The 23,502-nt window shown below is 57.2% G+C and carries 21 protein-coding genes and 4 pseudogenes; 9 read left to right on the top strand and 16 right to left on the bottom strand.

Annotated elements, in window-relative coordinates:
* Both PKO50_RS10330 and PKO50_RS10325 read left to right on the top strand, forming a co-directional pair.
* Nucleotides 1–1,458: a nuclease domain-containing protein gene (locus tag PKO50_RS10330; RefSeq protein WP_275629612.1), complete on the top strand. Its 1,458-nt coding sequence runs from the start codon at nucleotides 1–3 to the stop codon at nucleotides 1,456–1,458.
* Complete coding sequence (locus tag PKO50_RS10325; protein ID WP_275629611.1) at nucleotides 1,425–1,550, top strand: hypothetical protein; 126 nt, start codon at nucleotides 1,425–1,427, stop codon at nucleotides 1,548–1,550. The genes PKO50_RS10330 and PKO50_RS10325 overlap by 34 nt, the downstream gene beginning before the upstream one ends.
* A gap of 60 nt (nucleotides 1,551–1,610) precedes the next feature.
* Here the strand turns inward: PKO50_RS10325 and PKO50_RS10320 are convergent, their stop codons facing one another.
* From PKO50_RS10320 to PKO50_RS10255, 12 genes and pseudogenes are all read right to left on the bottom strand, one after another.
* Nucleotides 1,611–2,615, bottom strand: a complete 1,005-nt coding sequence (locus PKO50_RS10320; protein WP_275629610.1) for a WYL domain-containing protein — start codon at nucleotides 2,613–2,615, stop codon at nucleotides 1,611–1,613.
* A 214-nt stretch (nucleotides 2,616–2,829) separates the two neighbouring features.
* The gene (locus tag PKO50_RS10315; protein WP_275629609.1) at nucleotides 2,830–3,459 is read right to left on the bottom strand and encodes a hypothetical protein; all 630 of its coding nucleotides are present in this window, start codon (nucleotides 3,457–3,459) and stop codon (nucleotides 2,830–2,832) included.
* Nucleotides 3,460–3,493: 34 nt separating this feature from the next.
* Nucleotides 3,494–4,231: a patatin-like phospholipase family protein gene (locus PKO50_RS10310; RefSeq protein ID WP_275629608.1), complete on the bottom strand. Its 738-nt coding sequence runs from the start codon at nucleotides 4,229–4,231 to the stop codon at nucleotides 3,494–3,496.
* A gap of 5 nt (nucleotides 4,232–4,236) precedes the next feature.
* Nucleotides 4,237–4,542 carry a patatin-like phospholipase family protein gene (locus PKO50_RS10305; RefSeq protein ID WP_275629607.1) on the bottom strand — a complete coding sequence of 102 codons (306 nt, stop codon included), beginning with the start codon at nucleotides 4,540–4,542 and terminating at the stop codon, nucleotides 4,237–4,239.
* Nucleotides 4,535–5,445 (bottom strand): annotated as a pseudogene (locus tag PKO50_RS10300) (diguanylate cyclase regulator RdcB family protein). The gene PKO50_RS10305 and the pseudogene PKO50_RS10300 overlap by 8 nt, the downstream one beginning before the upstream one ends.
* The gene (locus PKO50_RS10295; protein ID WP_275629606.1) at nucleotides 5,442–7,853 is read right to left on the bottom strand and encodes a dynamin family protein; all 2,412 of its coding nucleotides are present in this window, start codon (nucleotides 7,851–7,853) and stop codon (nucleotides 5,442–5,444) included. The pseudogene PKO50_RS10300 and the gene PKO50_RS10295 overlap by 4 nt, the downstream one beginning before the upstream one ends.
* A 745-nt stretch (nucleotides 7,854–8,598) precedes the next feature.
* Nucleotides 8,599–9,169 (bottom strand): annotated as a pseudogene (locus PKO50_RS10285) (exodeoxyribonuclease V subunit gamma).
* 397 nt (nucleotides 9,170–9,566) lie between these two features.
* The gene (locus tag PKO50_RS10275; protein WP_275629602.1) at nucleotides 9,567–9,899 is read right to left on the bottom strand and encodes a hypothetical protein; all 333 of its coding nucleotides are present in this window, start codon (nucleotides 9,897–9,899) and stop codon (nucleotides 9,567–9,569) included.
* Nucleotides 9,900–9,911: 12 nt separating this feature from the next.
* A complete protein-coding gene (locus tag PKO50_RS10270) occupies nucleotides 9,912–10,250 on the bottom strand; it encodes a hypothetical protein (protein WP_275629601.1) in 339 nt (112 codons plus the stop codon).
* A gap of 293 nt (nucleotides 10,251–10,543) precedes the next feature.
* Nucleotides 10,544–10,681, bottom strand: a pseudogene (locus tag PKO50_RS10265) (transposase domain-containing protein); the annotation flags it as partial.
* Nucleotides 10,682–10,744: 63 nt separating this feature from the next.
* A pseudogene (locus tag PKO50_RS10260) lies at nucleotides 10,745–10,855 on the bottom strand (DUF4102 domain-containing protein); the annotation flags it as partial.
* Between the two features lie 468 nt (nucleotides 10,856–11,323).
* Complete coding sequence (locus PKO50_RS10255) at nucleotides 11,324–12,223, bottom strand: LysR family transcriptional regulator (RefSeq protein WP_275629600.1); 900 nt, start codon at nucleotides 12,221–12,223, stop codon at nucleotides 11,324–11,326.
* A 145-nt stretch (nucleotides 12,224–12,368) separates the two neighbouring features.
* On the opposite strand from PKO50_RS10255, the gene PKO50_RS10250 reads away from it, so the two are divergent.
* The 7 genes from PKO50_RS10250 (at nucleotide 12,369) to PKO50_RS10220 (ending at nucleotide 19,646) form a co-directional block, all read left to right on the top strand.
* A complete protein-coding gene (locus PKO50_RS10250; protein WP_275629599.1) occupies nucleotides 12,369–13,892 on the top strand; it encodes a CoA-acylating methylmalonate-semialdehyde dehydrogenase in 1,524 nt (507 codons plus the stop codon).
* Nucleotides 13,893–13,944: 52 nt separating this feature from the next.
* Entirely contained in the window at nucleotides 13,945–14,718 is a 774-nt protein-coding gene (locus PKO50_RS10245; RefSeq protein ID WP_249919452.1) for an enoyl-CoA hydratase, read from the top strand.
* A 26-nt stretch (nucleotides 14,719–14,744) separates the two neighbouring features.
* On the top strand, nucleotides 14,745–15,638 hold the full coding sequence (gene mmsB / locus PKO50_RS10240; RefSeq protein ID WP_275629598.1) for a 3-hydroxyisobutyrate dehydrogenase: 894 nt from the start codon (nucleotides 14,745–14,747) through the stop codon (nucleotides 15,636–15,638).
* 2 nt (nucleotides 15,639–15,640) lie between these two features.
* Nucleotides 15,641–16,711 (top strand): enoyl-CoA hydratase/isomerase family protein, encoded by a 1,071-nt coding sequence (locus PKO50_RS10235; protein ID WP_275629597.1) that lies wholly within the window; start codon nucleotides 15,641–15,643, stop codon nucleotides 16,709–16,711.
* A gap of 43 nt (nucleotides 16,712–16,754) precedes the next feature.
* Nucleotides 16,755–17,906 (top strand): acyl-CoA dehydrogenase family protein, encoded by a 1,152-nt coding sequence (locus PKO50_RS10230; protein WP_275629596.1) that lies wholly within the window; start codon nucleotides 16,755–16,757, stop codon nucleotides 17,904–17,906.
* Between the two features lie 61 nt (nucleotides 17,907–17,967).
* Nucleotides 17,968–18,717 carry an electron transfer flavoprotein subunit beta/FixA family protein gene (locus PKO50_RS10225; protein WP_275629595.1) on the top strand — a complete coding sequence of 250 codons (750 nt, stop codon included), beginning with the start codon at nucleotides 17,968–17,970 and terminating at the stop codon, nucleotides 18,715–18,717.
* A complete protein-coding gene (locus PKO50_RS10220; protein WP_275629594.1) occupies nucleotides 18,717–19,646 on the top strand; it encodes an FAD-binding protein in 930 nt (309 codons plus the stop codon). The genes PKO50_RS10225 and PKO50_RS10220 overlap by 1 nt, the downstream gene beginning before the upstream one ends.
* A gap of 374 nt (nucleotides 19,647–20,020) precedes the next feature.
* Here PKO50_RS10220 and PKO50_RS10215 read toward each other — a convergent pair whose 3' ends face one another.
* From PKO50_RS10215 to PKO50_RS10200, 4 genes are all read right to left on the bottom strand, one after another.
* A complete protein-coding gene (locus tag PKO50_RS10215; protein WP_042913351.1) occupies nucleotides 20,021–21,532 on the bottom strand; it encodes an IS66 family transposase in 1,512 nt (503 codons plus the stop codon).
* Between the two features lie 63 nt (nucleotides 21,533–21,595).
* Complete coding sequence (gene tnpB, locus PKO50_RS10210) at nucleotides 21,596–21,931, bottom strand: IS66 family insertion sequence element accessory protein TnpB (protein WP_028629613.1); 336 nt, start codon at nucleotides 21,929–21,931, stop codon at nucleotides 21,596–21,598.
* A complete protein-coding gene (locus tag PKO50_RS10205; protein ID WP_275628599.1) occupies nucleotides 21,928–22,263 on the bottom strand; it encodes a transposase in 336 nt (111 codons plus the stop codon). The genes tnpB and PKO50_RS10205 overlap by 4 nt, the downstream gene beginning before the upstream one ends.
* A 150-nt stretch (nucleotides 22,264–22,413) precedes the next feature.
* The gene (locus PKO50_RS10200; protein ID WP_275629593.1) at nucleotides 22,414–23,457 is read right to left on the bottom strand and encodes an AraC family transcriptional regulator; all 1,044 of its coding nucleotides are present in this window, start codon (nucleotides 23,455–23,457) and stop codon (nucleotides 22,414–22,416) included.
* Nucleotides 23,458–23,502 lie beyond the last annotated feature (45 nt).

Genomic DNA, 23,502 nt, shown 5'->3' with positions numbered 1-23,502 from the left:
ATGACGAGCCTTCATTGCTACGACGAAAAAAACATAGCTATATCGGTCACCCCCGGCGAGCCGTCATTAGGGTTTGGTGAGCTGGGTTTATACCGTTTCCGAGCGCTGCCAGAGCATCGGCTTTACATCGACGATGCACTGCTGCCCGAGCAACTGCATGAAGGTGAAGTTGTTTGGCTTTGGGAGCCAGGATACTTCGCTGGTGAGGTCTCAGCTGAGTTAACGAACCTGAGCGGCGGTATCATCGCCAAGTACCGCCTTGATGTCGCACCCAGCGGCGATAAGCTTGGCAAAGACATCTTTGCAAAGATGTTGGAGGACATCGTTGCCTTCGACGCCAGACTGCTGTTAGGCACAGAGAGCGCGCAGATCTCCATAGGCAGGGATGGGGAGGACTCAAACCCTCATCTGCAGTACGCGCGCCTTCGGCGTTATGGAGAGTCGCTAGTTGCCGCACTCCGACAGGTGACCGAGCGCCCCCTTACCAGGCTTCGCCGAGAACGAGTTGCAGTATGCGCGCACCAGGTTAAGCGCCTGGAGCCATCGGCGGTCCGAGCAGCTCTTAAGAGCCGCACGATGATCCTAGGATCGGAGGGCGTGACACTGCCTTCGTCACAAGCCAGCTTCGAAGTCGCTGCGGTTTTTGAGCATCAAGACAATCCTGCCAATCAGGTGCTTGGAGCGATACTTCATAAAGTGATGTCTCGCTGTCGCCAGACGATACGAGCCTTTGAACGTATTGCCGAAACGGAGCACCGCTCTGATACTCGATCAGAGCTAGCACCACGCTTGAAGAGGCGTATCACCTTCCTTGATGGCCTGTACCGAACGCTGCGACGCCAGCAGCGAATGGAGCCCTTCTGCCATCTAAGTACTCAGCGAATCACTGCAGCAGGACTGAATGCAATCTCCGCTCACCCTATCTATGCGCGGGCTTACCGTTTCGGCTGGCATAGCCTGAGGCCCGGGGTGTTAGGCACGACAGGCGAAGAGAGCTTGTGGATCAGCCCTTCCTGGGAGATCTACGAACGCTGGTGCTACATCAAAATCGTCGAGCAGCTGCGTTCGCGCTACCCAACTCTAAAGTGGGAAGTCCGCTATCCGACACAGAGTGACGACTGTATTTGCTGGAGCGGAAAGGGTTCAGACTTTACGCTGGAAGTCTGGCTTCAGGTCCGATGCCCATCAATCGACAAAAAGCACTATGCCGGCTTCTCTAGCCTCTCGAAACGACGCTTTCCGGACATCGCAGTGACTCTGGAGGCAGGGAGCCAGCGCAGATTTGTGATACTTGATGCGAAGTATAGGACCAGCCGCGAAGGGGTTCTCGACGGAATGGCTTCAGCCCACATCTACCATGACAGCTTGCGCTGGTTCGATCACCAACCCACTTGCGCTCTTCTACTGATCCCCGCGGAGGAGCCGTGGAAAAGCTGCAAAGCAAGGACTTCTGGCTAGCGCATGGCGTTGGGGTAGCCCAACTCGGAAGCGACGACGATGCCAAAGCGATCGCTGATGAACTGAAAGAGTTGCTGGCCGTAAACAACTGAATGGGAAACCAGTGCCATCGGTGTGAGCAGTGAGGTCCGATGGCTTTTGGGCCCGGGCTGTCAGGCGTACATCTGCCTGACTTTCTCCGTTTTTTCCTTAACTGCATCTACCCAAATTTGCGGCGCATAAACGCGAATATTCTCGTTCAAACCGAATATCCACCACAGAGTTTCCTGATCCTGCGGCACACAAACCTGTAACCGTTGCCAGTCCGTCCCGGGTAGGGACTCAAGACTTTGCTCTTGGCTAAGCGGGGTCTCACTGAGGTGCCAGGCAATTTGGGGCGAAACGTCAGCTTTCAGCTCGACCATGGGCACAGGCCCTACACTGTTAAAGCCGCCGCCGTTAAGGTATTCATCCAGATCTACTGCCGCATGCTCTGTTGCAGGAAGGTCAAGGCATTCAGCCTCACGGATACGGTGCACAGCAAACTGAATGACGTCGCTGTAACCATCAACCGTAGCAATCAGGTAGCTGATGGAGTGGCGTGAAATGAAGCCTACGGGGTGCAGTCGCATCTCCTTAAGCGTCGCTTTACTGCGGCTGAGGTAAAGAACCCGCAATTGACGATGCTCCAGCAACGCAGTCGATACCTGATCCCATATCTGCAGCGGTATCTGTGCCGGGACCAAGGCTCTGCCATTGGGCACAGCACGTACGCGTCTGGCCCAATGCGATAAACCGTTCTGTCCCAGCCCATCCAGGTAGTTCCGAGCCCGATTGAACTGAGGCGCTAGCAGATCGAGCGCGCTCTGCGGGAGAAGGCTCTTCAAATGATCCTGAGCCAGATACAGAACCAGCGCCGTGGAAGGATCCATCTCGCGAAAATCCAGCTCCGCATCCTTCGTGAAGCTCCATCGATACGGCGTAACGCTCTCATCGCACATCAACGAGAAAGGTGTGCTAAGCCGATTCAGATCTCGCTGCACTGTACGCATATCAACGAAAAAGCCACGATCGCGAAGCTTCTCTAACAACGTCGTCGATGCAATGTGACCAGGAAACTCGGGGATCAGGCGTAGCAAAGCAAACATCCTGAGCAACGTATCCTTCGCTTCAGACATAGCACTACCTTTACTAATTTCACTCTTCCAACGACCGCACAGCACAAGCGCCCGTCCGGTGGATCACGACGAACGGGTGGTCAGCCGGGATGTCGCGCCTCAAGCCGGATTAACGCAATCAACACCACACAAGGAACTGTGACCCGGAAAGCGGGCCCGGTTAGGCTGTAGGCGCCCCAGATCCCTCCCAGCGCCAGTCCAATAGGACCCAACGCTACCGAGACCCCACGGCCAGCTGCAAACTGCGCGACACCCGCTGCAGCGCCCCCCAGGAAAGACCAGTAAACGCCGCGCCGGCCCCGAAGGTTGAACTCGCCATCGCAGCCGCCAATATCTTCGCTAATGTCGCTCCAACCTCGGTTGCCCCCATCACTGCCTGACGCAGAACCTCTAGCTGGTCCTTGTCCGGTATGCCGTTTACCTTCAACAATTCACATAGGGGCTCAAGTTCAGCCTTCGACAACTTGTCCCAGAAGTGCCTAAGGAGCTGTACAAGCGCTCGACGCTCCAACTCAATGACCGAGTCTCCGTCCTCGCGCTTTCCTTTTAGGTGATCGAGCACATCCACGACGATCGATGCCCAAGAGGCACCTTGGCTACGCCATAGGTTGGCGATGCTGTTGCCTCCGAAATGCAGTAATTCACTGACCAGCAGCTCCAGCTTAGCTTCGGAATACCCGCCGTCAGCCTTGGCCTGAACCAGAGCCTTACAGTTCGCGGCCGATAGCATCAGGCGCCCTTTCCCACCATCGGTGATGTAGTCCACCAATAGGTCGAGGTATCTCGAATCTGCCTTCGCCAGCAGTTGCTTCAGCGCATTAACTTCACTCACGTCGTCGTCCACTACCATCTCTACTTCAACCTAGCCAATGCGTCTGCTAGTGCCTTGTCGGCCTGTGTACCTTGTTGGTCGATAGCATCCAGAGCGGCTTCGGAGACACGCAGCTCATTTCGACTCTTCTGAGCGTCCATGACTTTGCCGACGCATGCGAGAGTGTCGCGATAACCCTGCTCAATCCAGGATGTGATCTTTTCATTATCGAAGCCAAGAAGATCACGAGCGCCCCAAGAGGCCCTTGAGCACGATTGAGCGATTCACTCGGTCGAATCTCCAGAATGGTTGCACCTGGAAAATCATGTCGGCTCCAGGGGGAACCATCGCTGAGATGTGTAACGATGACCAAATTGCAGCCAGCATTGAGTAGCGGCGTAATCGGAGTGTTACCCTGCATGGTCTGCCAACCACCTTGACCACCATCGGTGTATCGCTGACCTTCTATGGTGCGGGGTTTGAACAACATGGGAATCGCAGCGGAGGCCAGAAGAAGCTTCTTACGCTCGGCTGGTGCCGTCGACTGGATATGAACAAACTCAGAATTCGGAGTATCAATGAAACCAAGCTCTGCTTTAAAAGCGGAGAGAAGATCAGTCAGCCCACCATTGCTTTTGTAGATAGAAACATAAAGCGGAAGGCCAGTTTCTAGACCGTCAGAGACAAGGTACTCGTCCATTAGCGCCTTGAGTGGCTGGTCGTCGAGCACGCTGTCTTCAAGAAACTCCAGCCATTCGGGCAGCTCATAATCTAGGCGGCGAGCGACGTCCTGAGCGACATGCACAGCAGCTAGCGCAGCACCTGCCCCTGGAGCCGCAAGCCCGCTGCGGCAAGCATCATCAGATAACCGGGAACTTTCATATTCAGGGGCGACTGCTTGGCCAAGCGCCCCCAAAGCTCCTCAAGGCGCTCAATCGCGACATCCAGAGATGGAGCAGAAGCCAAAACGCCACCGTTCAGCGCGCCAATACTGGCACCGGAGACTGCATCAATTCGAGTACCCAGCGCCCTGAGAGCCTTGAGCACCCCGACTTGATAAGCACCTTTGGCTCCGCCACCCGACAGAACCAACCCAACCTTCATCGACTTAGCCATGTCGCGCCTCCAGGAAAAGCTCACTAATAAGCGTTTCGGTAAACCGCTGTGCAGATCCTAGGCGCGGGATTTGAAGCGGAAGCTCCTGAGGCTGTTGGGAAACGACAAAAATAAAAGGATTACGCTCAGCGTCGGCCCAATCGCCTAAATATCCCAGGGCATCACTGGCATCTTCCAACACATGACGCCCTTGCGGCTGCGCGAGCCAACGTTCTCTGGTAGCTATTCGCTCCCCTACACTCAAATTAGCATCCTGACGCAATTGGACAATGGCTCGATCAGCCAACACTTCTAACCGCTTCTGACGCTCATCTCCAGATAGATGCTGGAAATGATCACCAAATGCCCCCAACGTAACTCCTCCAGCGCGGCATAACAGCGCCCGGATAGGGAAAAGCTACTGAAGCGACCAGCAGCCCACTTACCAAAAACCGCATCGAAGTGAAGTTGTGCTTTCTGCAAGCTGCCAATACGAGCCACCTCCAGCTCCAGCGCGCTACACCGATCCCCCAAGCGCTGGGACAACAGCTCCAAACTCTGACGGGTTTCGAAGGTGTAATTGGCGATCTTGGCGACATCCAGCTTCAAAGCATCGACCCGCTGGTTTACTTTGACGATAGTACGATTACTCTTTGCCAGCGACTCACTCAGACCCATAAGCCACTGTAATGCCCCTTCCACACCATCGCTAAGGCTGGCATTGATCTCCGCTTGATGCCGTGTCCCCTGACCGGTAAATCCGTCATATAGACGCGAAAAAAAAGCAGTTCTCCCTGCAATATAGCGTTGACGCTCTCGGGCAACGTCAATTCCATTGGCGAAATCAACTACAAACTTCTCAGGTAGGCAATTAAGTAGTTGGCAAATATCAGAGCCCAGATCCAGTGCATTGGCCTCGTTCATGCCATGGCTTCCTCTGTGACTGGCGGTACATCCTTCTTGAGTTCTTCACTGTCTTTCTGGATATCTGGCACATGACGCTTCAGGACGGTAAGGCGCTGAGCCAATGCTTGCTGTTCACCGCGATTACTTCGCTTATCAATAAGGCTCTGCGCTAAATCGCTGCGAATGTTTTCCAAGGTGAGCTTAAGCTGCTCAAAAAACTGGTGAACACCAGCTTCCAGCGGAGCTTTGATAGTTACACGGGTTGTATCCCGAAGATCCTCAAACAATTTCTTGATTGAACCGTTGATTTTCTTCCGAATGCTATCTATATCGACTTCGTAGTAGCCTTCGGTTGCTCGATAGGTCTCCCATCCCCAATCAGAGCTGTCGAACCAACTGCAAATTGTCCCCCACACACCACTGCTGCGTCGGTAACGGGTTACTGTGCGTTGCTTGCTGTCGATCATCTTTCCCAGCAGCTCACTTGCAGAATATTTAAAAGCTATCGGAGTGGTATCTGGAAGGCAGATATCAATTGCGAATCCACTACGATTGAAACGTTCATTGAGCGCTTCAACCAAATTAATGGCTTCAGCCTTTACGTCATTGGAAAAAGCGGCACGGAATTCCGAAAGCAAAACATCAATACTCTCCGCCATTTTCTTTTCGCCATCGGCGACAATCCCCTGAACACCTTCTTCAATCTTTCCCACCAATGCAGCGGCTTCCTCCTTGCTATTGAAGGAAATCAACGGATTGCTTTCATCAAACTCAAAACCGAAGCCTGGCTGGCGGTGATCACGCGAGACGCCCAATGCAGTAATAAAGAAGCCTGCAACCCCCTTAGGAGAAGCATTTTGCTGCGAGCGAGCGCGTGCCTGCTCCTTCTCAGTGGCCTTCCCTGCTTTGAACCCTTCTTCTATTTGTTGATAAATCTTTTGGTGAATTGTTCTGAAGATCTTGTCCAACCCAGCATCAATTTCTTCCAGTACTTTTTCAGCCTTTTCCTGGCTTTCCTTCTCAAGGCATTCGACATTCCTGACATCTTCAAGCAGCGATGTTATCTGCTCCTCAAGTTCCTTGGAATTTTTAGCCAACGCTGTGTCACGAACCTCTAGGAAGCGGCTAATTCGAGAGGAAATATATACTAGCTTTGACGCCGCGGAACCTATAGCAAACTTTGCTGCGTGCCCATGCGCCATACGGATAACTTTATCTAATGGCGCACTGAACCGCGAATTACCCCACATTCTATCAGCCGCTTCCAATACCTTACCAGCGTCTTCAATAGACTCCTCCCAGCTCATCATCCCGAAAGCCAACTTACCGAAGTCTCCAACCCAAGCATCACTAACAGACAAACGGCGTCCGTTGACCAGCTCATGACGGGCGCGATTGGCCAAGTAGGCCAAACTGGAGGAAACCGGAAACACATGTTCACACTTCAGACGCTTCCTCTTCTTCAGGGTATCGGTAACAATCGCCTGAATTTGCTCTGGGCTGTCACTATTCCGGTTTGCCTGATCAATTTTGTTGACCAAGGCATACATTCGGCCCTCGCAGATTTCGGAAATATCTTCCAACTTCTGACGAACCTGCTCATCAGCCTCTGATTTGAGCTGGGTGAAATCCATGACGGCCAGGACTGCCGAAGCTTTTCCCAGCTGGAGCTTTAGCATCTCGCTCAGGTGGAGCTGCCCAGACTCATTTGGCCCTGGGGTATCCAAAAGGGTGAGACGCCCCCCAACTTTGGCCGTCTCGCTAAGGTGAGCGAAGCGCACCTCAATTACTGGCAGCTCCTGGACTTTCTCATAACTCGAGAACGGGAATTCTACATCCAGCGCTGCAGCCAAACGCACCAAGTCATTAAGGCTTTTCAGGAATCCGAAAATAGCTTCAGGCCCCTCATAACGCTTTGCGAAGCGTTCCTGCCGCTGAATCATGCTCAGTAACTGCAACATGTCATCAGTACGCTCAAGTCCCTCCAATGCCTGCTGACCGACCGGGCCACAATAGACCTCGTACAACTGACCAAGCAGATCATTAATAGGAGCGTTATTCTCCAAACGCAGCACAGGTTCGATTTGCTCTGGGGTATGCCGGATCAGCGTCGGCAGAGCGGTCATCGGTCTATTGCGATTCGGCAAAATTTCGGAGCCGACAATCGCATTGATAGTGGTGGACTTGCCCGCCTTCATCGTGCCAACAACTGCCAGCACCATGTCTAGATTTTCTAGCTTGGCTCGCTCATCACGCAGCATCTCAATATCTGTGACAATCGATTCGCTGGAGAACGTCTGATGCCCGCCATCCTGCTCATCTACCACCACACCTGGCTCGGCCTGCATTCGTTCAAGCAAGTCAATTTCAACATCAAGAAGCCTGCGCGCTTCCTCCTGAAGAATTGCGATGGTGTTTTCGTGCATGTCATCTCCTTGAACGGGCCTTTTTTCTGAGGCCAGCAAATTACGAGCGAGCTGCGTCTACAGCACACTTGAACAGTTCGGTTGAGGTATCCAGACGCCCTAGTGGCGGGCATGCGCCATTAGGTGCGAGGTAGCAGAGAGTTGAATTGACGAACTTGCTCCGCAAGCCGTCGGGACTAATGATCCAGCAGACGCCAACTCCGGCGAGAGAAAGGACCGTGGATAGCCGCATTGCGGCAGAATCCGAGATCAGGCCAGTGCATCGCATCCTTGATGGCGGCATCGCTTCAATTCCCTAAATCTTGTCAAACACACGTCGCCAGCCGATTGGCACGTGCAATGGTGCAAGCCTACAACGGAAGATGGCGTTTGGCCATGCAACAAAGGCCTTACGGTGATTACTCACCATCGACGGGCCAGGAACAGACGCACAATCTTCGCTCCAAGAATCTCTGCTTGCGAAGCGTGCCGCCGCTGCAACACCTCGCATCCACATTGGGGACACTTGTCGAACCAATCCCTGCCCAAAGCAAGCGCGTCGCTGAGGGGGATTATGGTTTTCTTCCATCGGCAGGATGTACAGCTGAACACATAGGGATGGGGAGGTATCGGCATCACATGCACTCTCGAGAACCAAGTGCTTCCAAGCTTGCAAACAGGGGCGACAAACCATGTCGCCCTGCAGCACTTAGCGCTCCTACTCCCTAGTAATCAGTGACTCTCTCAGCCCGCTACGTCGCTCTATTCATCTGCGCACGACGCTTTCCATTAGCCCGGCCCGGCTCTCCAATAGGGTAAACCAGCCTCGCGCGCGGGTAACGCCGGTGTAGAGCAGCTCCTTAGTCAGCACGGGGCTCATCGTATCGGGCAGGATCAACGCGTAGTGCTCAAACTCTGAGCCTTGGGACTTATGTACGGTTATGGCAAACACAGTTTCGACCGCACTCAATCGGCTCGGCAGGATGTGTCGTAGTTTGCCACTACCATCGTTACGAGGAAAAACTACACGCAATAGGAGCCGCATCGGGCGCCCAGTTAGCGGGGCCTTGTCCAGCGGCGATTGCTGAGGAATCGCGTCTTTGCCCAATACGGATCTATAGGCTTGCCATAGAAAACGCGCAGGTAGATCGACATCCAGCGCTGCAGCAATCCCACAGCCTTCTCGCTCAGCGAGCGATGCCATTGCTTTGCACCAGCAGCACTTCGTTTTCCAGTGGCCGCAACGGGTAACGGCGCATCCACTGCACCGAAAGAGAACGCAGCTCTTCAAGGTGATTGCCGTGGATGATGATCAGACCGGGCTCAAGCGCCTGCATAGGTCAGCTTCCTGCATATGCACCAAAGGGAACGTTAAAGAGCTGCGACGACAACGTGTGTCGTCATAGCAAATTCATGGCTCACAAAGCGCACAACACCGTCGAATCAATCTGGCTAAACGGCAACCACACTTGCCGCAAGCGACGCGCCCTCGGCAGGCTCGTTCACCGTGGGAGAGTTCAAGAACATCACCACTTCAAGGGCACGCAGCGGCGATACGGCATATCCCATTTTCCGGTTGACGGAGGCATGGAGCACCGAGAAGCGATCGTCCTGCCGCAAGCGCTGCAGCAGGTCCAGATAAGCTTCATACTCGCTGGCGCTGTTGACACGATAAGCGTGTGCAGCCTTCTGGTGCAGGAAACGGTAGATCCTAGAATCCCAAATCGCGAACGCCTAAGGATTCACAAAGTGCAGCAGCTTGGATGCTCCAACCACAGAGCGATTCACCAGGCTGGCTAGTTGCTCAATCTCTTCACAGCTGAGGCGCCCAGCAGTACGAGCTTTGTTGAGCAATGCCACCCCGGCATGTACATCGACCGACTCGCTGACGTGGATCTCCAAAATTGTTGGCATCCACCCGTACACCATGTGGGCACCGCAAACGAAGGCCTGCTCATCCAGCACATGCGGCGTCTTCAACGCCGACAAAATATGGGGATAGGCGCGGATGTAGGACTGCGCCCGGTCAATCTTAGTGCATGGTTCAAGCTGGAAAACATCGTTCATGTCGCTACATCCTCAAACCGGCTCCAGCCGATAGGTAACAAATTGGTCAATGAGCTCGACGAACAGCTCCCCTTCGGATGCAGCAGAGGGCGTCGACGCTGTGGCCCAGAAGATCGAGGCCTCGCGAACGTAACAGCAGAGCTGCTCTACCAAGCGATTCTTGTGGAGCACGTCCTCAAGCTCTTCACGCCCGAGTCCAGGCATGAACAGCGGTGCGACCTGCTGTTTTTCCGTAACCCCTAGTGCGGTGAACTCATCTCCTTTGCGACTCACCCACCGAGCAACCGCTTGAATATCCGGGTGCTCACGCACATCACGCACGGGTATCTGCGCTCCGAATAGATCAGTCATTTATTTCTCCTGCATTTGGAACAGATGGGGCTTAGCGCCCCTAGCGCTGAGCAAGATGCGAAAGTGCGGACACTGCGGCGCCTGACGCCTGGCGACTTCGCCACTCTTGCCCGACGCTCTCGTTTCCGCCCATTCTCCGATGCCGATGAATTCTTCCGTGCACTGCAGTCGGAGCTGGCACTCAAAGAGGCGCCGGCACAGCGCCCAATTGGCTTTGTTCATTGAAGGCGCAACGTTAATCCGGTCAGCCTGCTGCTCTACTGTAAGCGTCTGCCCAAGTCACCTTGCGTAACTCAGGCAGACGTCCATTGATGCGGCAGCTGGTGGCCGATCTCACTCGCCCGCTGCGGCGGCAGCCGCGTCAGCACATCCTTGAGATAGGCATACGGGTCATGCCCGTTGAGGCGGGCTAATTGGATCAAGCTCATGAGCTCCTGCTAGGTCCCCAGGGACATGCGCTTCTGTTTTTAAACCCAGTAATATCGGAAATCTCAAGACCTGCCACCTTTGGCAGAAACCGCCAATGACATACCGCCGAAATCGGGATGGATATAGTCCTTGCCGGTAGCCTGGGCTTGTCGGATCGCAAAATCTGTGAGCGCCATGGCCTGGCTCCTGAACGGAGAGTCATGACCAGATGTTTCGCAGACCACGCTCCTCCAGCAAAAATCCGGAAAGCACCTCTCCCGAAAGGCTGGACTTAAAAATGGACTTAAAGGTCCCGGCTAGGGGTGGTTTCCAGTGGATTTTGCTGGAACGAGAAAAGGACCTTTCGGTCCTTTTTAAAATGACTTACAGACCCTAGTAGACATCCGCAGATCAAAATCTGGAGCGGGAAACGGGACTTACAACTAGTCTCCAACCCTTTGATTAAAAGGAATTTTTCTCGCCTACTGCCTCCGCAGTGGACACAATCTTGGACTTCTTCGGAGGGCTTGGCAACTCCTAACATCAATTTTTCTTCCAAGAGAGACTTCGACCAGCCACTCGTGTCTATCCTGAAGCGCCTCCAATAGGCAACGTGCTAATCATGCCCAGATGTCAGTTGCCCATCACCTGAAACTATGCTGGTTCTACCTAGGGGATCTTCCCATTAAGAGCGACTGACTGGCATCAGCCTTTTCACGCAGGAAATTCCAGGTGGCTTTCATCCGAGCAATGTCCTTAAGCTCAATGGGCATCAGCATCCAGAAGGTTCGGGTGAAGGCTATCTGCTCGCCAAGCACGCACTGCAGGCGTGCATCAGCGTCCGCCGCGAACGACGGTAGAATGGCAATCCCCGCCCCCGCAGCCGTAGCCTGATGCTGGGCCAAAATACTGGTACTGCGCAGAGCAATGTGCAGGGGCTTGCCGATCTCCTCGAGATAGAACAGCTCCTTGCTATACAGCAGATCGTCTATATAGCTGACAAAGCTGTGCTGGCGTAGATCCTCCCCGCTACGTATCGTCGGGCGGCGCTCAAGGTACTCACTTGAGGCGTACAACTTGAGCACGTAGTCAGTCAATTTGGTGATGATGAACGGCCCACGCTCAGGCCGCTCCAAAGTGATCACAATATCGGCCTCACGCCGCGATAGATGCACCATGCGCGGTACTGCCAGCAGATCAATTCCCAAGTTCGGGTGTTGTTGAGTGAATTCAGCCAGTTGTGAGCCGAGCATTAGCGCACCGTAGCCCTCGGTCGCACCAATGCGTACATGACCAGACAGGTTCTCCCGCTGGCTCTCATGGGTCTTTTCAATGGTAGAGAAGGCACTCTCCATAGCCTCAGCCTGTGGCAGCAGATCACGCCCCGCCTCGGTCAGGCTGTAACCGGCAACTCCACGCAAAAACAGTTGCGCATCCAAGAGCTTCTCTAACGCCTGAATGCGCCGCGCCACCGTCGTGTAATTGACCCCCAATCGACGGGCCGCAGCACTCAATGTGCCAACGCGAGAAAGCTCAAGGAAATAACGCAGATTGTCCCAGTCCATTCATTCGCCTCATGACTATGCAAAAACGCATATGAGCCCTGCATTTATCCGCATTGATACAGATAAAAACGCACCCTAGCATCATTGCCTGAACTTTATAAAGCCGCCCCTCCATATCTGCTCTTAAAAGCCGGAGCCATAAGCAATGACCGCGCAAGCCAATACTCAGAATGCGATCCCCACCATCAAGCTGTTGATCGGTGGCGAACTCGTCGAATCGAAGACCACCCAGTGGCGCGAGGTAATCAACCCCGCTACCCAGGAAGTGCTGGCCCGCGTGCCCTTCGCCACCGAAGATGAGATGAACGCAGCCGTGGCCGCCGCCAGGACCGCGTTCAAGACCTGGAAGAAGACCTCGATCGGTGCCCGCGCACGCATCTTCCTCAAGTACCAGCAACTGATCCGCGAGAACATGAAGGAGCTGGCGGCGATCCTCACTGCCGAGCAAGGCAAGACTCTGGCTGACGCCGAAGGCGACGTGTTCCGCGGCCTCGAGGTGGTCGAGCACGCTGCGGCCATCGGCAATCTGCAACTGGGCGAGCTGGCCAACAACGTGGCCGGCGGCGTCGACACCTTCACCCTGCTGCAGCCGTTGGGCGTGTGCGCCGGGATCACCCCGTTCAACTTCCCTGCGATGATCCCGCTGTGGATGTTCCCCATGGCTATCGCCACCGGTAACACCTTTGTCCTCAAACCCTCCGAGCAGGACCCGATGGTGACCATGCGCCTGGTCGAACTGGCCCTGGAGGCCGGCGTCCCGGCCGGGGTACTCAACGTCATCCATGGCGGAGCCGAGGCGGTCAACCTGATCTGCGATCACCCGGACATCAAAGCCGTTTCCTTCGTCGGCTCGACCAAGGTCGGCACCCACGTCTACAACCGCGCCTCGCTGGCCGGCAAGCGTGTGCAGTGCATGATGGGTGCGAAGAACCACGCCATTATCCTGCCCGACGCCAACAAGGAGCAGACCCTCAACAACCTCGCCGGAGCCGCCTTCGGCGCGGCCGGCCAACGGTGCATGGCACTATCGGTAGCGATTCTGGTGGGTGAAGCACAAAGTTGGCTGCCGGAGTTGGCCGAAAAGGCTAAGTCGCTCAAGGTCAGTGCCGGTGTCGAACCAGGCACCGATGTCGGCCCGGTGGTTTCCTGTGCCGCCCTGGACCGCGTCAGCGGCCTCATCGAGCGCGGTGTTAACGAGGGTGCGGAACTGGTGTTGGACGGTCGCAAACCGGAGGTTTCCGGTTACTCCAAAGGCAACTTCGTCGGCCCGACCATCTTCTCTGGCGTCACCCCAGAGATGAGTATCTACAAGGAAGAGATTTTCGGCCCGGTCCTCTGCGTAATGCACGCTGCAACCCTGGACGAAGCCATTGAGCTGATCAACGCGAACCCCAACGGTAATGGCACAGCCATATTCACCCGCTCTGGCGCCGCTGCCCGCCACTTCCAGGAAGAGATCGACGTCGGCCAGGTGGGTATCAATGTGCCGATCCCTGTACCGGTACCGATGTTCTCCTTCACCGGCTCGCGCGCTTCCAAACTCGGCGACCTCGGCCCCTACGGCAAGCAGGTAGTGCAGTTCTACACCCAGACCAAGACCATCACCCAACGCTGGTTCGACGAAAACGAAGTAGGCGGCACCGTCAACACCACCATCAACCTGAAATGATCCGGCGCGGCCGGCGCCCAGTTGCGCCGGCCGCTTGCTAGGAGGCAAAGATATGCAACTGGAAACCCTGCTGATGGACATCCAGGACCGGGTCGGGCTGATCACCCTGAACCGCCCGAAAGCGCTCAACGCGCTGAACAGCCAGTTGATCGCTGAACTCAACCGGGCTCTCGACCACTTGGAAAACGACCCGGCCATCGGCTGCATAGTCATCACCGGTTCGCCCAAGGCTTTCGCTGCCGGTGCCGACATCAAGGAAATGGCCGACCTGACCTTTCCTCAGATCTATCTGGACGATTTCTTCGCAGCGGCCGATCGCATCGCCAACCGGCGCAAGCCGATTATCGCCGCTGTGGCTGGTTACGCCCTGGGTGGCGGCTGCGAGCTGGCGCTGATGTGCGACTTCATCTATGCCGCCGACAATGCCCGCTTCGGCCTGCCGGAAATCACCCTCGGCGTGCTACCGGCAATCGGCGGCACCCAGCGCCTGACCCACGCCCTAGGTAAATCCAAAGCCATGGAGCTATGCCTGACCGGTCGCCAGTTGAATGCCGAGGAGGCCGAGCGCGCCGGTTTGGTCGCCCGCGTCTTCCCGCTCGACCATTTGCTCGAAGAAACCCTCAAGGTCGCTCAGGACATCGCCGCCAAATCACTGACCGCCACCCTTATGGTCAAGGAAAGCATCAACCGCGCTTTCGAGGGCAGTCTCAGCGAAGGCCTGCGCTTCGAGCGTCGGGTGTTCCACGCGATCTTCGCCACCTTCGATCAGAAGGAAGGCATGGCTGCCTTCGTCGAGAAGCGGCAGGCACAGTTCAAGCATTGCTGACTTAACAAGAACAAGAGGTTTCCACCATGCATATCGGTTTTCTCGGTCTCGGCAACATGGGCGCCCCCATGGCCCGCAATCTGCTCAAGGCCGGTCACAGGCTGAGTGTCTTCGACCTTTCCGCCAGCGCGGTCGCCGGCCTGGTCGAAGCCGGCTCGACATCAGCCGCATCCCCCGCTGCACTGGCGCAAAGTGATGTCGAGGTGATCATCACCATGCTACCGGCGGCCCCCCATGTGAAGGGTGTCTACCTTGGCACCGATGGCCTGCTGGCCAACGTCCGTCCCGGTGTGCTGCTGATCGACTCCTCGACCATCGATCCCCACAGTGCTCGCGAGGTGGCCAATGCGTCCCTCGCCCAAGGCAACCCGATGCTCGACGCACCAGTCTCCGGCGGAACTGGTGGAGCGACAGCTGGCACTCTGACTTTCATGGTTGGAGGTGCTCGAAGCGACTTCGAGCATGCCCAGCCAATCCTTGCCGCGATGGGCAAGAATATCGTGCACTGCGGCGGGACCGGTAACGGCCAGGTTGCCAAAGTCGCCAACAACATGCTGCTAGGAATCTCGATGATCGGCGTGGCCGAAGCCATGGCCCTCGGCGTTGCCCTAGGCATGGATGCCAGCGTGCTGGCCGGGGTGATCAATACCTCCAGCGGTCGCTGCTGGAGCTCGGATACCTACAACCCCTTCCCCGGCGTCATGGACAATACTCCGGCATCGCGCGGCTATAGCGGCGGCTTCGGCACCGACCTGATGCTCAAGGACCTGGGCCTCGCCACCGAAGCGGCCAAGCAGGCGCATACGCCGGTGCTGCTTGGCGCGGCAGCACAGCAGCTATATCAGGCCTTCAGCTTGCAAGGCAACGGCGCCCTGGACTTCTCCGCCATCATCAACCTATACCGCAAAAAAGAGGCATGAGCATGAGCGATGCCGGAGCCCCAGTACTGGTCGAAGTGCGCAATCGTGTCGGCCACCTGACGCTGAACCGCCCAGCCGGGCTGAACGCACTGACACTGCCGATGATCCGCATCCTACAGCAACAGTTGCAGGCTTGGGCAGACGACCAGGCGATCCTAGCCGTGGTGCTACGCGCCAATGGCGAAAAAGCCTTCTGCGCCGGCGGAGATATTCGTGCACTGTACGACAGTTACCGGGCCGGCACCGACCTGCACCATATCTTCTTTGAGGAAGAATACGCCCTTGACCAATACATCCACGGCTACCCCAAACCCATTGTCGCGCTGATGGATGGCTTCGTTCTTGGTGGCGGTATGGGCCTAGTCCAAGGCGCAGCACTAAGAGTTGTCACGGAGCGAGTGAAGATGGGCATGCCGGAAACCGGTATTGGCTATTTCCCGGATGTTGGCGGTAGCTATTTCCTTCCTCGCCTGCCGGGTGAGCTGGGCCTCTATCTCGGAATCACTGGCATCCAAATCCGTGCCGCCGATGCACTGTATGCACGACTTGCCGATTGGTGCCTCCCAAGCGAACAGATCAGGGAATTCGATCGCCGTCTGGATCAGATCATCTGGGCCCACCCGCCGCGGGAAACCCTAGCTGGTTTGCTTTCCAGCCTGGCCAATAACCGCCTGCCGGGGGCCGAGCTCAAGGCCCTGCATCCAGCCATCGACGAGCACTTCGCGCAACCCGACCTGGCTGCGGTCCGCGCCTCACTACAGGCAGAAAGCCGCCCTGAGTACCAGGATTGGGCTGAGCAAACGGTCGAATTGCTCAACAACCGCTCGCCGCTAGCCATAAGTACCACCCTGAAACTGCTACGCCTGGGCCGTACCTTGTCTCTGGCCAACTGCTTCGAGTTGGAGCTACACCTCGACCGACAGTGGTTTGCCAAGGGTGACCTCATGGAAGGAGTGCGTGCGCTCCTCATCGACAAGGACAAGACGCCACGCTGGAACCCTCCAACCTTGGAGCAACTCGATGCCAGCCGCGTAAACGAGCTCTTTGACGGCTTCCAGCCTGCCCAAACATGACGCTGCGCACCTAAGTCATACTTTAAAAAATAGAGAAAACTCGATGCATGACCTCGAATTGAGCGAAGAGCAACGCATGATCCGCGACATGGCCCGCGATTTCGCTCGCAGTGAGATTGCACCTAAGTCGCAAGCCTGGGAAAAAGCGGGCTGGATCGACGACGCCATGGTGGCGCAGATGGGCGAGCTAGGGTTGCTTGGCATGGTAGTGCCGGAAGAATGGGGCGGTACCTATGTTGACTATGTTGCCTACGCTCTGGCGGTAGAAGAAATTTCCGCTGGCGATGGTGCCACTGGAGCCCTCATGAGCATCCATAACTCTGTCGGTTGCGGGCCAGTCCTGCTCTATGGCACTTGGGCACAGAAAAATGAATGGCTACCGAGCCTGGCTAGCGGACAGGCCATAGGTTGTTTCTGCCTGACGGAACCACAGGCAGGTTCCGAAGCGCACAATCTCCGTACCCGAGCCGAACTTCGAAATGGGCAGTGGGTACTTAACGGTGCCAAGCAGTTCGTCAGCAATGGTAAACGCGCCAAGTTGGCGATTGTCTTTGCTGTCACAGATCCGGAGCTAGGCAAAAAAGGGCTTTCCGCTTTCTTGGTGCCGACCGACACCCCCGGCTTTGTGGTTGATCGCAGTGAACACAAGATGGGCATCCGCGCCTCCGACACCTGTGCAGTAACACTAAACAACTGCCACATCCCCGAAGACAGCCTGCTAGGCGAACGCGGTAAGGGGTTGGCAATTGCCCTCGCCAATCTCGAAGGTGGGCGTATCGGTATTGCTGCCCAGGCTTTAGGTATAGCGCGAGCTGCATTCGAAGCGGCCTTGAGATACGCACGCGAACGCATCCAATTCGGCAAAACCATCATCGAACACCAGAGCGTAGCCAACCTGCTCGCCGATATGCATACCCAACTCAATGCTGCGCGCCTATTGGTGTTACATGCAGCACGACTAAAAAGTGCCCGGGTTCCCTGCCTATCAGAAGCTTCACAGGCCAAGCTGTTTGCCTCGGAAATGGCTGAGCGAGTCTGCTCCAAGGCCATCCAAGTACATGGAGGCTACGGCTACCTGGAGGACTACCCGGTAGAGAAATACTACCGCGACGCCCGCATAACCCAGATTTACGAAGGCGCAAGCGAAATCCAGCGCCTGCTGATCGCCCGTGAGTTGGCTCACTATAGCCTGTGAGCCTCATTACGCAGGCGATTTTCCATAGCCCTGCTTTTTCTATTTCCATGAGAAGCCCTTTATGAAAGTCCTTGTTGCCGTTAAACGCGTGGTCGACTACAACGTCAAGGTCCGCGTCAAGGCGGACAACTCCGGCGTCGATCTCGCCAACGTGAAAATGTCCATGAACCCCTTCTGCGAAATCGCCGTGGAAGAGGCCGTGCGCCTGAAGGAAAAGGGCGTCGCCAGTGAGATCGTGGTGGTCTCGGTCGGCCCCGGCGCCGCCCAGGAACAACTGCGCACCGCCCTGGCCCTGGGCGCCGACCGCGCCCTGTTGGTCGAGTCGAACGACGAGCTGAACTCCCTCGCCGTCGCCAAGCTGCTCAAGGCCGTGGTCGACAAAGAACAGCCGCAGCTGGTCATCCTCGGCAAGCAGGCCATCGACAGCGACAACAACCAGACCGGCCAGATGCTCGCCGCGCTGACCGGCTACGCCCAGGGCACCTTCGCCTCCAAGGTCGAAGTGGCTGGCGACAAGGTCAACGTCACCCGTGAAATCGACGGCGGTCTGCAGACCGTTGCGCTGAACCTGCCGGCGATCGTCACCACCGACCTGCGCCTGAACGAGCCGCGCTACGCGTCGCTGCCGAACATCATGAAAGCGAAGAAGAAGCCGCTGGACGTGGTGACCCCGGACGCCCTCGGCGTTTCCACCGCTTCCACCGTGAAGACCCTGAAAGTGGAAGCTCCGGCTGCCCGCAGCGCCGGCATCAAGGTCAAGTCCGTGGCTGAACTGGTCGAGAAACTGAAGAACGAGGCGAAGGTGATCTGATGGCTATCCTGGTAATCGCTGAGCACAACGACGGCGCCCTGGCCGGCGCCACCCTGAACACCGTCACCGCCGCGCAGAAGATCGGCGGCGAAATCCACCTGCTGGTCGCCGGGCAGGACGTCGGTGGCGTGGCCGAGGCCGCCGCCCAGGTCGCCGGCGTGGCCAAGGTGCTGCTCGCCGACAACGCCGCCTACGCCCACCAACTACCGGAGAACCTCGCCCCCCTGGTGGTCTCCCTGGTCTGCGACTACAGCCATGCGCTGGCGCCCGCCACCACCAACGGCAAAAACTACCTGCCGCGCGTCGCCGCGCTGCTGGACGTCGACCAGATCTCCGAGATCGTCGAGGTGCTCAGCGCCGACACCTTCAAACGTCCAATCTACGCTGGCAACGCCATCGCCACCGTGCAGTCCTCGGCCCCGGTCAAGGTCATCAGCGTACGTGCCACCGGCTTCGACGCGGCCAGTACGCAAGGAGGTTCGGCCAGCGTGGAAGTCGTGAACAGCGCGTTCGACTCACGCACCTCGGCCTTCATACGCGAGGAACTGGCCAAGTCCGACCGTCCGGAGCTGACCACCGCCAAGATCGTGGTCTCCGGTGGCCGCGGCATGGGCAACGGCGACAACTTCAAGCTCCTCTACGCCCTGGCCGACAAGTTGGGCGCCGCCGTCGGAGCTTCCCGCGCCGCGGTCGACGCCGGCTTCGTACCGAATGACATGCAGGTCGGCCAGACCGGTAAGATCATTGCCCCACGACTCTACGTCGCCGCAGGCATTTCCGGCGCTATCCAGCACCTGGCGGGCATGAAGGACTCAAAAGTCATCGTCGCCATCAACAAGGACGAAGAGGCACCGATTTTCCAGATCGCCGACTATGGTTTGGTGGACGATCTATTCGAGGCCGTGCCGGAGTTGACCAGCACATTCTGAGCTATCACTAGGCAGGCCGACCACGGCCTGCCTGTCTAGCAATAAGACTGCATGCCGGACCACATGAACATGCTCCAGGCTGAGTCAAAGGTCTTCCCTACGACCAATTGTTCGGGATGGAGGAGATCGGGAGCTAGAGCAAGCCGATACGATCCGAGTGTGAGGTAATGACGTGGACAACCGGTGAAGCCCCCATCACCGGTATGCCATTCCTCAATGATATATAAGACGCGCACCATGATCGTCGACAAACGCATGGCCAACGGCTATGCCACCTGGAGCCTTCAACGATACCAAGAAGGCCATCAAGAACATGCAAGGTATGTCGACTGCGATGCCCCTACCTTCGTTGAGCCTAAGTAAGCGAACGGGCATCACACCTTGCCGGCGGGTACCCAGTTATGCGGCAGCAGCTCGGTCAGGGCGCTGGCCTTCTGCGTCGGCAGGCGCATGAGCACGTCCTTCAGGTAGGCGTACGGATCGTGCCCGTTCAGGCGGGCTGACTGGATCAGCGTCATCAAAGCTGCGCCACGCTGGCCACTGCGCAGCGAGCCGGCAAACAGCCAGTTGGAGCGCCCCAGGGCCCAGGGGCGGATCTGGTTCTCGATCCAGTTGTTGTCGATGGGCAGGTTGCCGTCATCCAGGTAACGCACCAACGCTGCCCAGCGCTTGAGGCTGTAGTCGAGTGCCTTGGCGATCGCGCTGCCTTCCGGCACCTTCTGCCGCTGCCCAAGCATCCAGCTATGCAGGCCCTCGATGATCGGCCTGGCCTTGTCCTGGCGCAGTTGCCGTCGCTCTTCGGCGAGCAGCTCTCGCCCTTCACGCTCCACCTCGTACAACTGTCCGATGTACTGGAGGGCCTGCTCGGCCAGTTGGCTCTGGTTGGCGGCATGCAGGTCGAAGAACTTGCGCCGTGCATGGGCCATGCAGCCGATCTCGGTCACGCCTTGCTCGAAGCTGGCCTTGTAGCCGGCGAAGTCGTCGCAGACCAGTTTGCCTTGCCAATCGCCCAGGAAGCTGCGCGCGTGCTCACCGGCCCGGCTCGGCCTGAAGTCGTAGACCACTGCCTTGAGATCGGCGAAGGGACTGGGTGCATAGGCCCAGACGTAAGCCCGCTGGGTTTTCTTCGTGCCCGGGGCGAGCATCTGCACTGGGGTTTCGTCGGCGAGGATAATGTCCTGCTGGAGCAGGCAGTCGCGCAGGGCATCGACCAGGGGTTGCAGTTGGGCACCGCAAGCGCCGACCCATTGCGCCAGCGTGGAGCGCGCGATGGCCAGCCCGGCGCGGGCGAAGATCTTTTCCTGACGGTACAGCGGCAGGTGATCGGCGAACTTGGCCACCATGACCTGAGCCAGTAGCCCGGCAGTCGGGATGCCCTTGTCGATCACCTGCGCAGGCACCGGGGCCTGGATCAATGTTTCACACTTGGCGCAGACCCACTTGCCACGGATATGCCGCTCGACGGTGAAGGTGCCCGGGGTGTAGTCGAGCTTCTCGCTGACGTCTTCGCCGATGCGCTTGAGTTGGCAGCCGCAGGCACACTGGGTGCTGTCCGGCTCATGGAGTATCAGCGTGCGCGGCAGTTCGGCTGGCAGAGGCGCCCGCTTGGGCTGCTGCCGTAGCTCACGCTTGGCTGCGGCCGGGCGCGCCGCTTCAAGCTCTGCCTCGATGGCGGCGATGTCAGCCTCGATCATCTCATCCAGCAAGTTGAGCTGGTCGGCATTGAGCTGCTCGCTACGGCGGGCGAAGCGGTGGCGCCGCAGCACGGCGAGTTCGTGGTTCAACCGCTGGTTGAGCGTTTCCAGATGATCGATGCGCTGACTCAACTGCGCGGCCAGTTGGCGCAGTTGCTCAGGCGTCAGATGATCGAAAGCGGCAGAATTCATGGCGCCGAGTGTGCGAATTTCTGGCCCCCTCGACGATAGGCCATTGGCCTAATTGCACCCCAGTTACAGGAGCCTGATCTCGGCATCAGGCCCAAGACGCTGCCAAGGCAGGCCGACCACCAGGGCCTGCAACTGCTCGGGGCTGAGTTCCAACTGCTGTCCCTGCCAATTGCCCGACCAGACGAAGCGACCCTTATTCAGCCTCCGAGCGGCCAGCCAGATGCCGAAGCCATCGTGCACCAGCACCTTCATCCGGTTGGCGCGCTTGTTGGTGAACAGGTAGGCACAGTGCGGCTGCGCCGCACCGAACACCTGAACCACCCGGGCCAACGCTGTTTCAGTGCCGGCGCGCATGTCCAGCGGCTCGGTGGCGAGCCAGATGCGCTCGATGCGGATCACTTCAGCAACTCGCGCAGGAAGCGGGCGCAGCCTTCAGGGTCGTTGCCCGGCCACTGCACTGACAGCTTGCCGGCCCGATGGGGAATGGCGATCTGGATGGCCATGTCGGCCGCACTCGGGGTAGCCGGCAGGCTCGGGACGAGAGGAATCGGAATAAAACTTGAGGGTACAGCGGGCAGCTGTGCCTGCTGGCGGCGAATCCACTTGTGCACGAGATTGGCGTTGAGGCCGTGGCTCAAGGCTACACCGGCAACCGAGGCGCCGGGCTGGGTACACTCATCGACGACCTGGGCCTTGAAGGATTTGGGATAGGAGCGGCGTTGGCCTGGCACAGGAGATCCTCCACAAGGGGCTTGAAATGGTGTCCACCAAAAACAGGTGGACACCATGCCGCTAGCTGGAAGAACCGGGGAGGTGTGTTGGCCGGACGCTTACGAGCCTAAGCCTGTACCCCAACTTGGGCGCTCTTTCGTCCAAACGGTTTAACGTAAACCAAAGGCTGAAGTACCAAATACCTGAGGTGCCCGTCCTACAGTTTTTTCTTGCTGGGCCAGACTAGGTCGGCGCCCTGTCCAACGCTTGAAGGCACGAGAAAAGGTACTCGCATCAGAGAAACCAAGCATCAAAGAAACGGACTGCACCGTGACGTCCGAGCGGCTCAGGTATTCATATGCAAGCTCTTCACGCAGACGGTCTAGAACCTCCTGGAAGGTCGTCCCTTCATCTTTCAAGCGACGAAGCATCGTCCGCTCAGTCATATGCATGAGATCTGCGGTGCCACGCCGGGATATTTCACCTTGGGAAAACTGCCTCAACAGGCAATCGCGCACCTTCTTGGAAAAACGCTCCGACAGTTGAGCCATTTGAGTAATGGCCACGCCGTCAAGTAATGCAGCCAGATTTTCATCTGCGGACAGAATCGGACGATTCATATCTTCGCTTCGATAGAGGATGCTGTCTTCTTGCTGTTCGAAATAAATCGGGCATTTCAATAGGTTCGTGTAAGCAGTCACATCAGCAGGACGCTCGTGTCTAAAGTGCACCTCAAGAGGCGCTACCGGCTTCCCAGCGATCCAACTAGTGAAACAGGCTAGACCTGCAATGACGGTGTCCAGGGTTTGGTAGATTGGCGGCGCTCCGCCGGTATCGAAACTGAAGGAAAGGTGCAAGTGCTCGGGGGTTTCGGCAAGTGTCACCGTCGCGGAGCTCGAGATCAATTTGGCGTAACGCGCGAAGCGATGCAGGGCGTCACCGAGAGTGGCACTGCAACTCATGGCATAGCCGACCACATTAAAAGTCGAAGGCCGAATCTGCGCGGCAACCTTCAGGCCAAAATGGGGGTCCGAGGTTTCTTGGATCGCCGCCCGCCACAAGCGGCTGACCATTTCCTGAGAGTAGCGATTGTTGCCCGACTCAAGCCCTGCAGGATCCATCCCAACCTGGCGAAATATCCGCTCATGCGGCACACCAACACAGTCAAGTGTACGAGCGATGGCCAACACCCAACTTGAGAGTCCCGACTTCATGATCATCTCCTCGCACCCGGCATATCGCGCCACGGGTGTCCGTCT

The organism is Pseudomonas sp. 273, from assembly GCF_029201425.1.
In the GTDB taxonomy this organism is placed as follows: Bacteria; Pseudomonadota; Gammaproteobacteria; order Pseudomonadales; family Pseudomonadaceae; genus Pseudomonas; species Pseudomonas delhiensis.
The sequence above is the reverse complement of the archived record's forward strand: the minus strand, read 5'-3'. Positions and strand labels throughout refer to the sequence as shown.

Bases quoted from the DNA above. Each gene is read 5' to 3' on its own strand.
- PKO50_RS10330 (WP_275629612.1), top strand. From the start codon at position 1: ATGACGAGCCTTCATTGCTACGACGAAAAAAACATAGCTATATCGGTC.
- PKO50_RS10320 (WP_275629610.1), bottom strand. From the start codon at position 2,615: ATGTCTGAAGCGAAGGATACGTTGCTCAGGATGTTTGCTTTGCTACGC.
- PKO50_RS10305 (WP_275629607.1), bottom strand. From the start codon at position 4,542: ATGGCTAAGTCGATGAAGGTTGGGTTGGTTCTGTCGGGTGGCGGAGCC.
- PKO50_RS10295 (WP_275629606.1), bottom strand. From the start codon at position 7,853: ATGCACGAAAACACCATCGCAATTCTTCAGGAGGAAGCGCGCAGGCTT.
- PKO50_RS10275 (WP_275629602.1), bottom strand. From the start codon at position 9,899: ATGAACGATGTTTTCCAGCTTGAACCATGCACTAAGATTGACCGGGCG.
- PKO50_RS10270 (WP_275629601.1), bottom strand. From the start codon at position 10,250: ATGACTGATCTATTCGGAGCGCAGATACCCGTGCGTGATGTGCGTGAG.
- PKO50_RS10255 (WP_275629600.1), bottom strand. From the start codon at position 12,223: ATGGACTGGGACAATCTGCGTTATTTCCTTGAGCTTTCTCGCGTTGGC.
- PKO50_RS10250 (WP_275629599.1), top strand. From the start codon at position 12,369: ATGACCGCGCAAGCCAATACTCAGAATGCGATCCCCACCATCAAGCTG.
- PKO50_RS10245 (WP_249919452.1), top strand. From the start codon at position 13,945: ATGCAACTGGAAACCCTGCTGATGGACATCCAGGACCGGGTCGGGCTG.
- mmsB (WP_275629598.1), top strand. From the start codon at position 14,745: ATGCATATCGGTTTTCTCGGTCTCGGCAACATGGGCGCCCCCATGGCC.
- PKO50_RS10235 (WP_275629597.1), top strand. From the start codon at position 15,641: ATGAGCGATGCCGGAGCCCCAGTACTGGTCGAAGTGCGCAATCGTGTC.
- PKO50_RS10230 (WP_275629596.1), top strand. From the start codon at position 16,755: ATGCATGACCTCGAATTGAGCGAAGAGCAACGCATGATCCGCGACATG.
- PKO50_RS10225 (WP_275629595.1), top strand. From the start codon at position 17,968: ATGAAAGTCCTTGTTGCCGTTAAACGCGTGGTCGACTACAACGTCAAG.
- PKO50_RS10220 (WP_275629594.1), top strand. From the start codon at position 18,717: ATGGCTATCCTGGTAATCGCTGAGCACAACGACGGCGCCCTGGCCGGC.
- PKO50_RS10215 (WP_042913351.1), bottom strand. From the start codon at position 21,532: ATGAATTCTGCCGCTTTCGATCATCTGACGCCTGAGCAACTGCGCCAA.
- PKO50_RS10200 (WP_275629593.1), bottom strand. From the start codon at position 23,457: ATGAAGTCGGGACTCTCAAGTTGGGTGTTGGCCATCGCTCGTACACTT.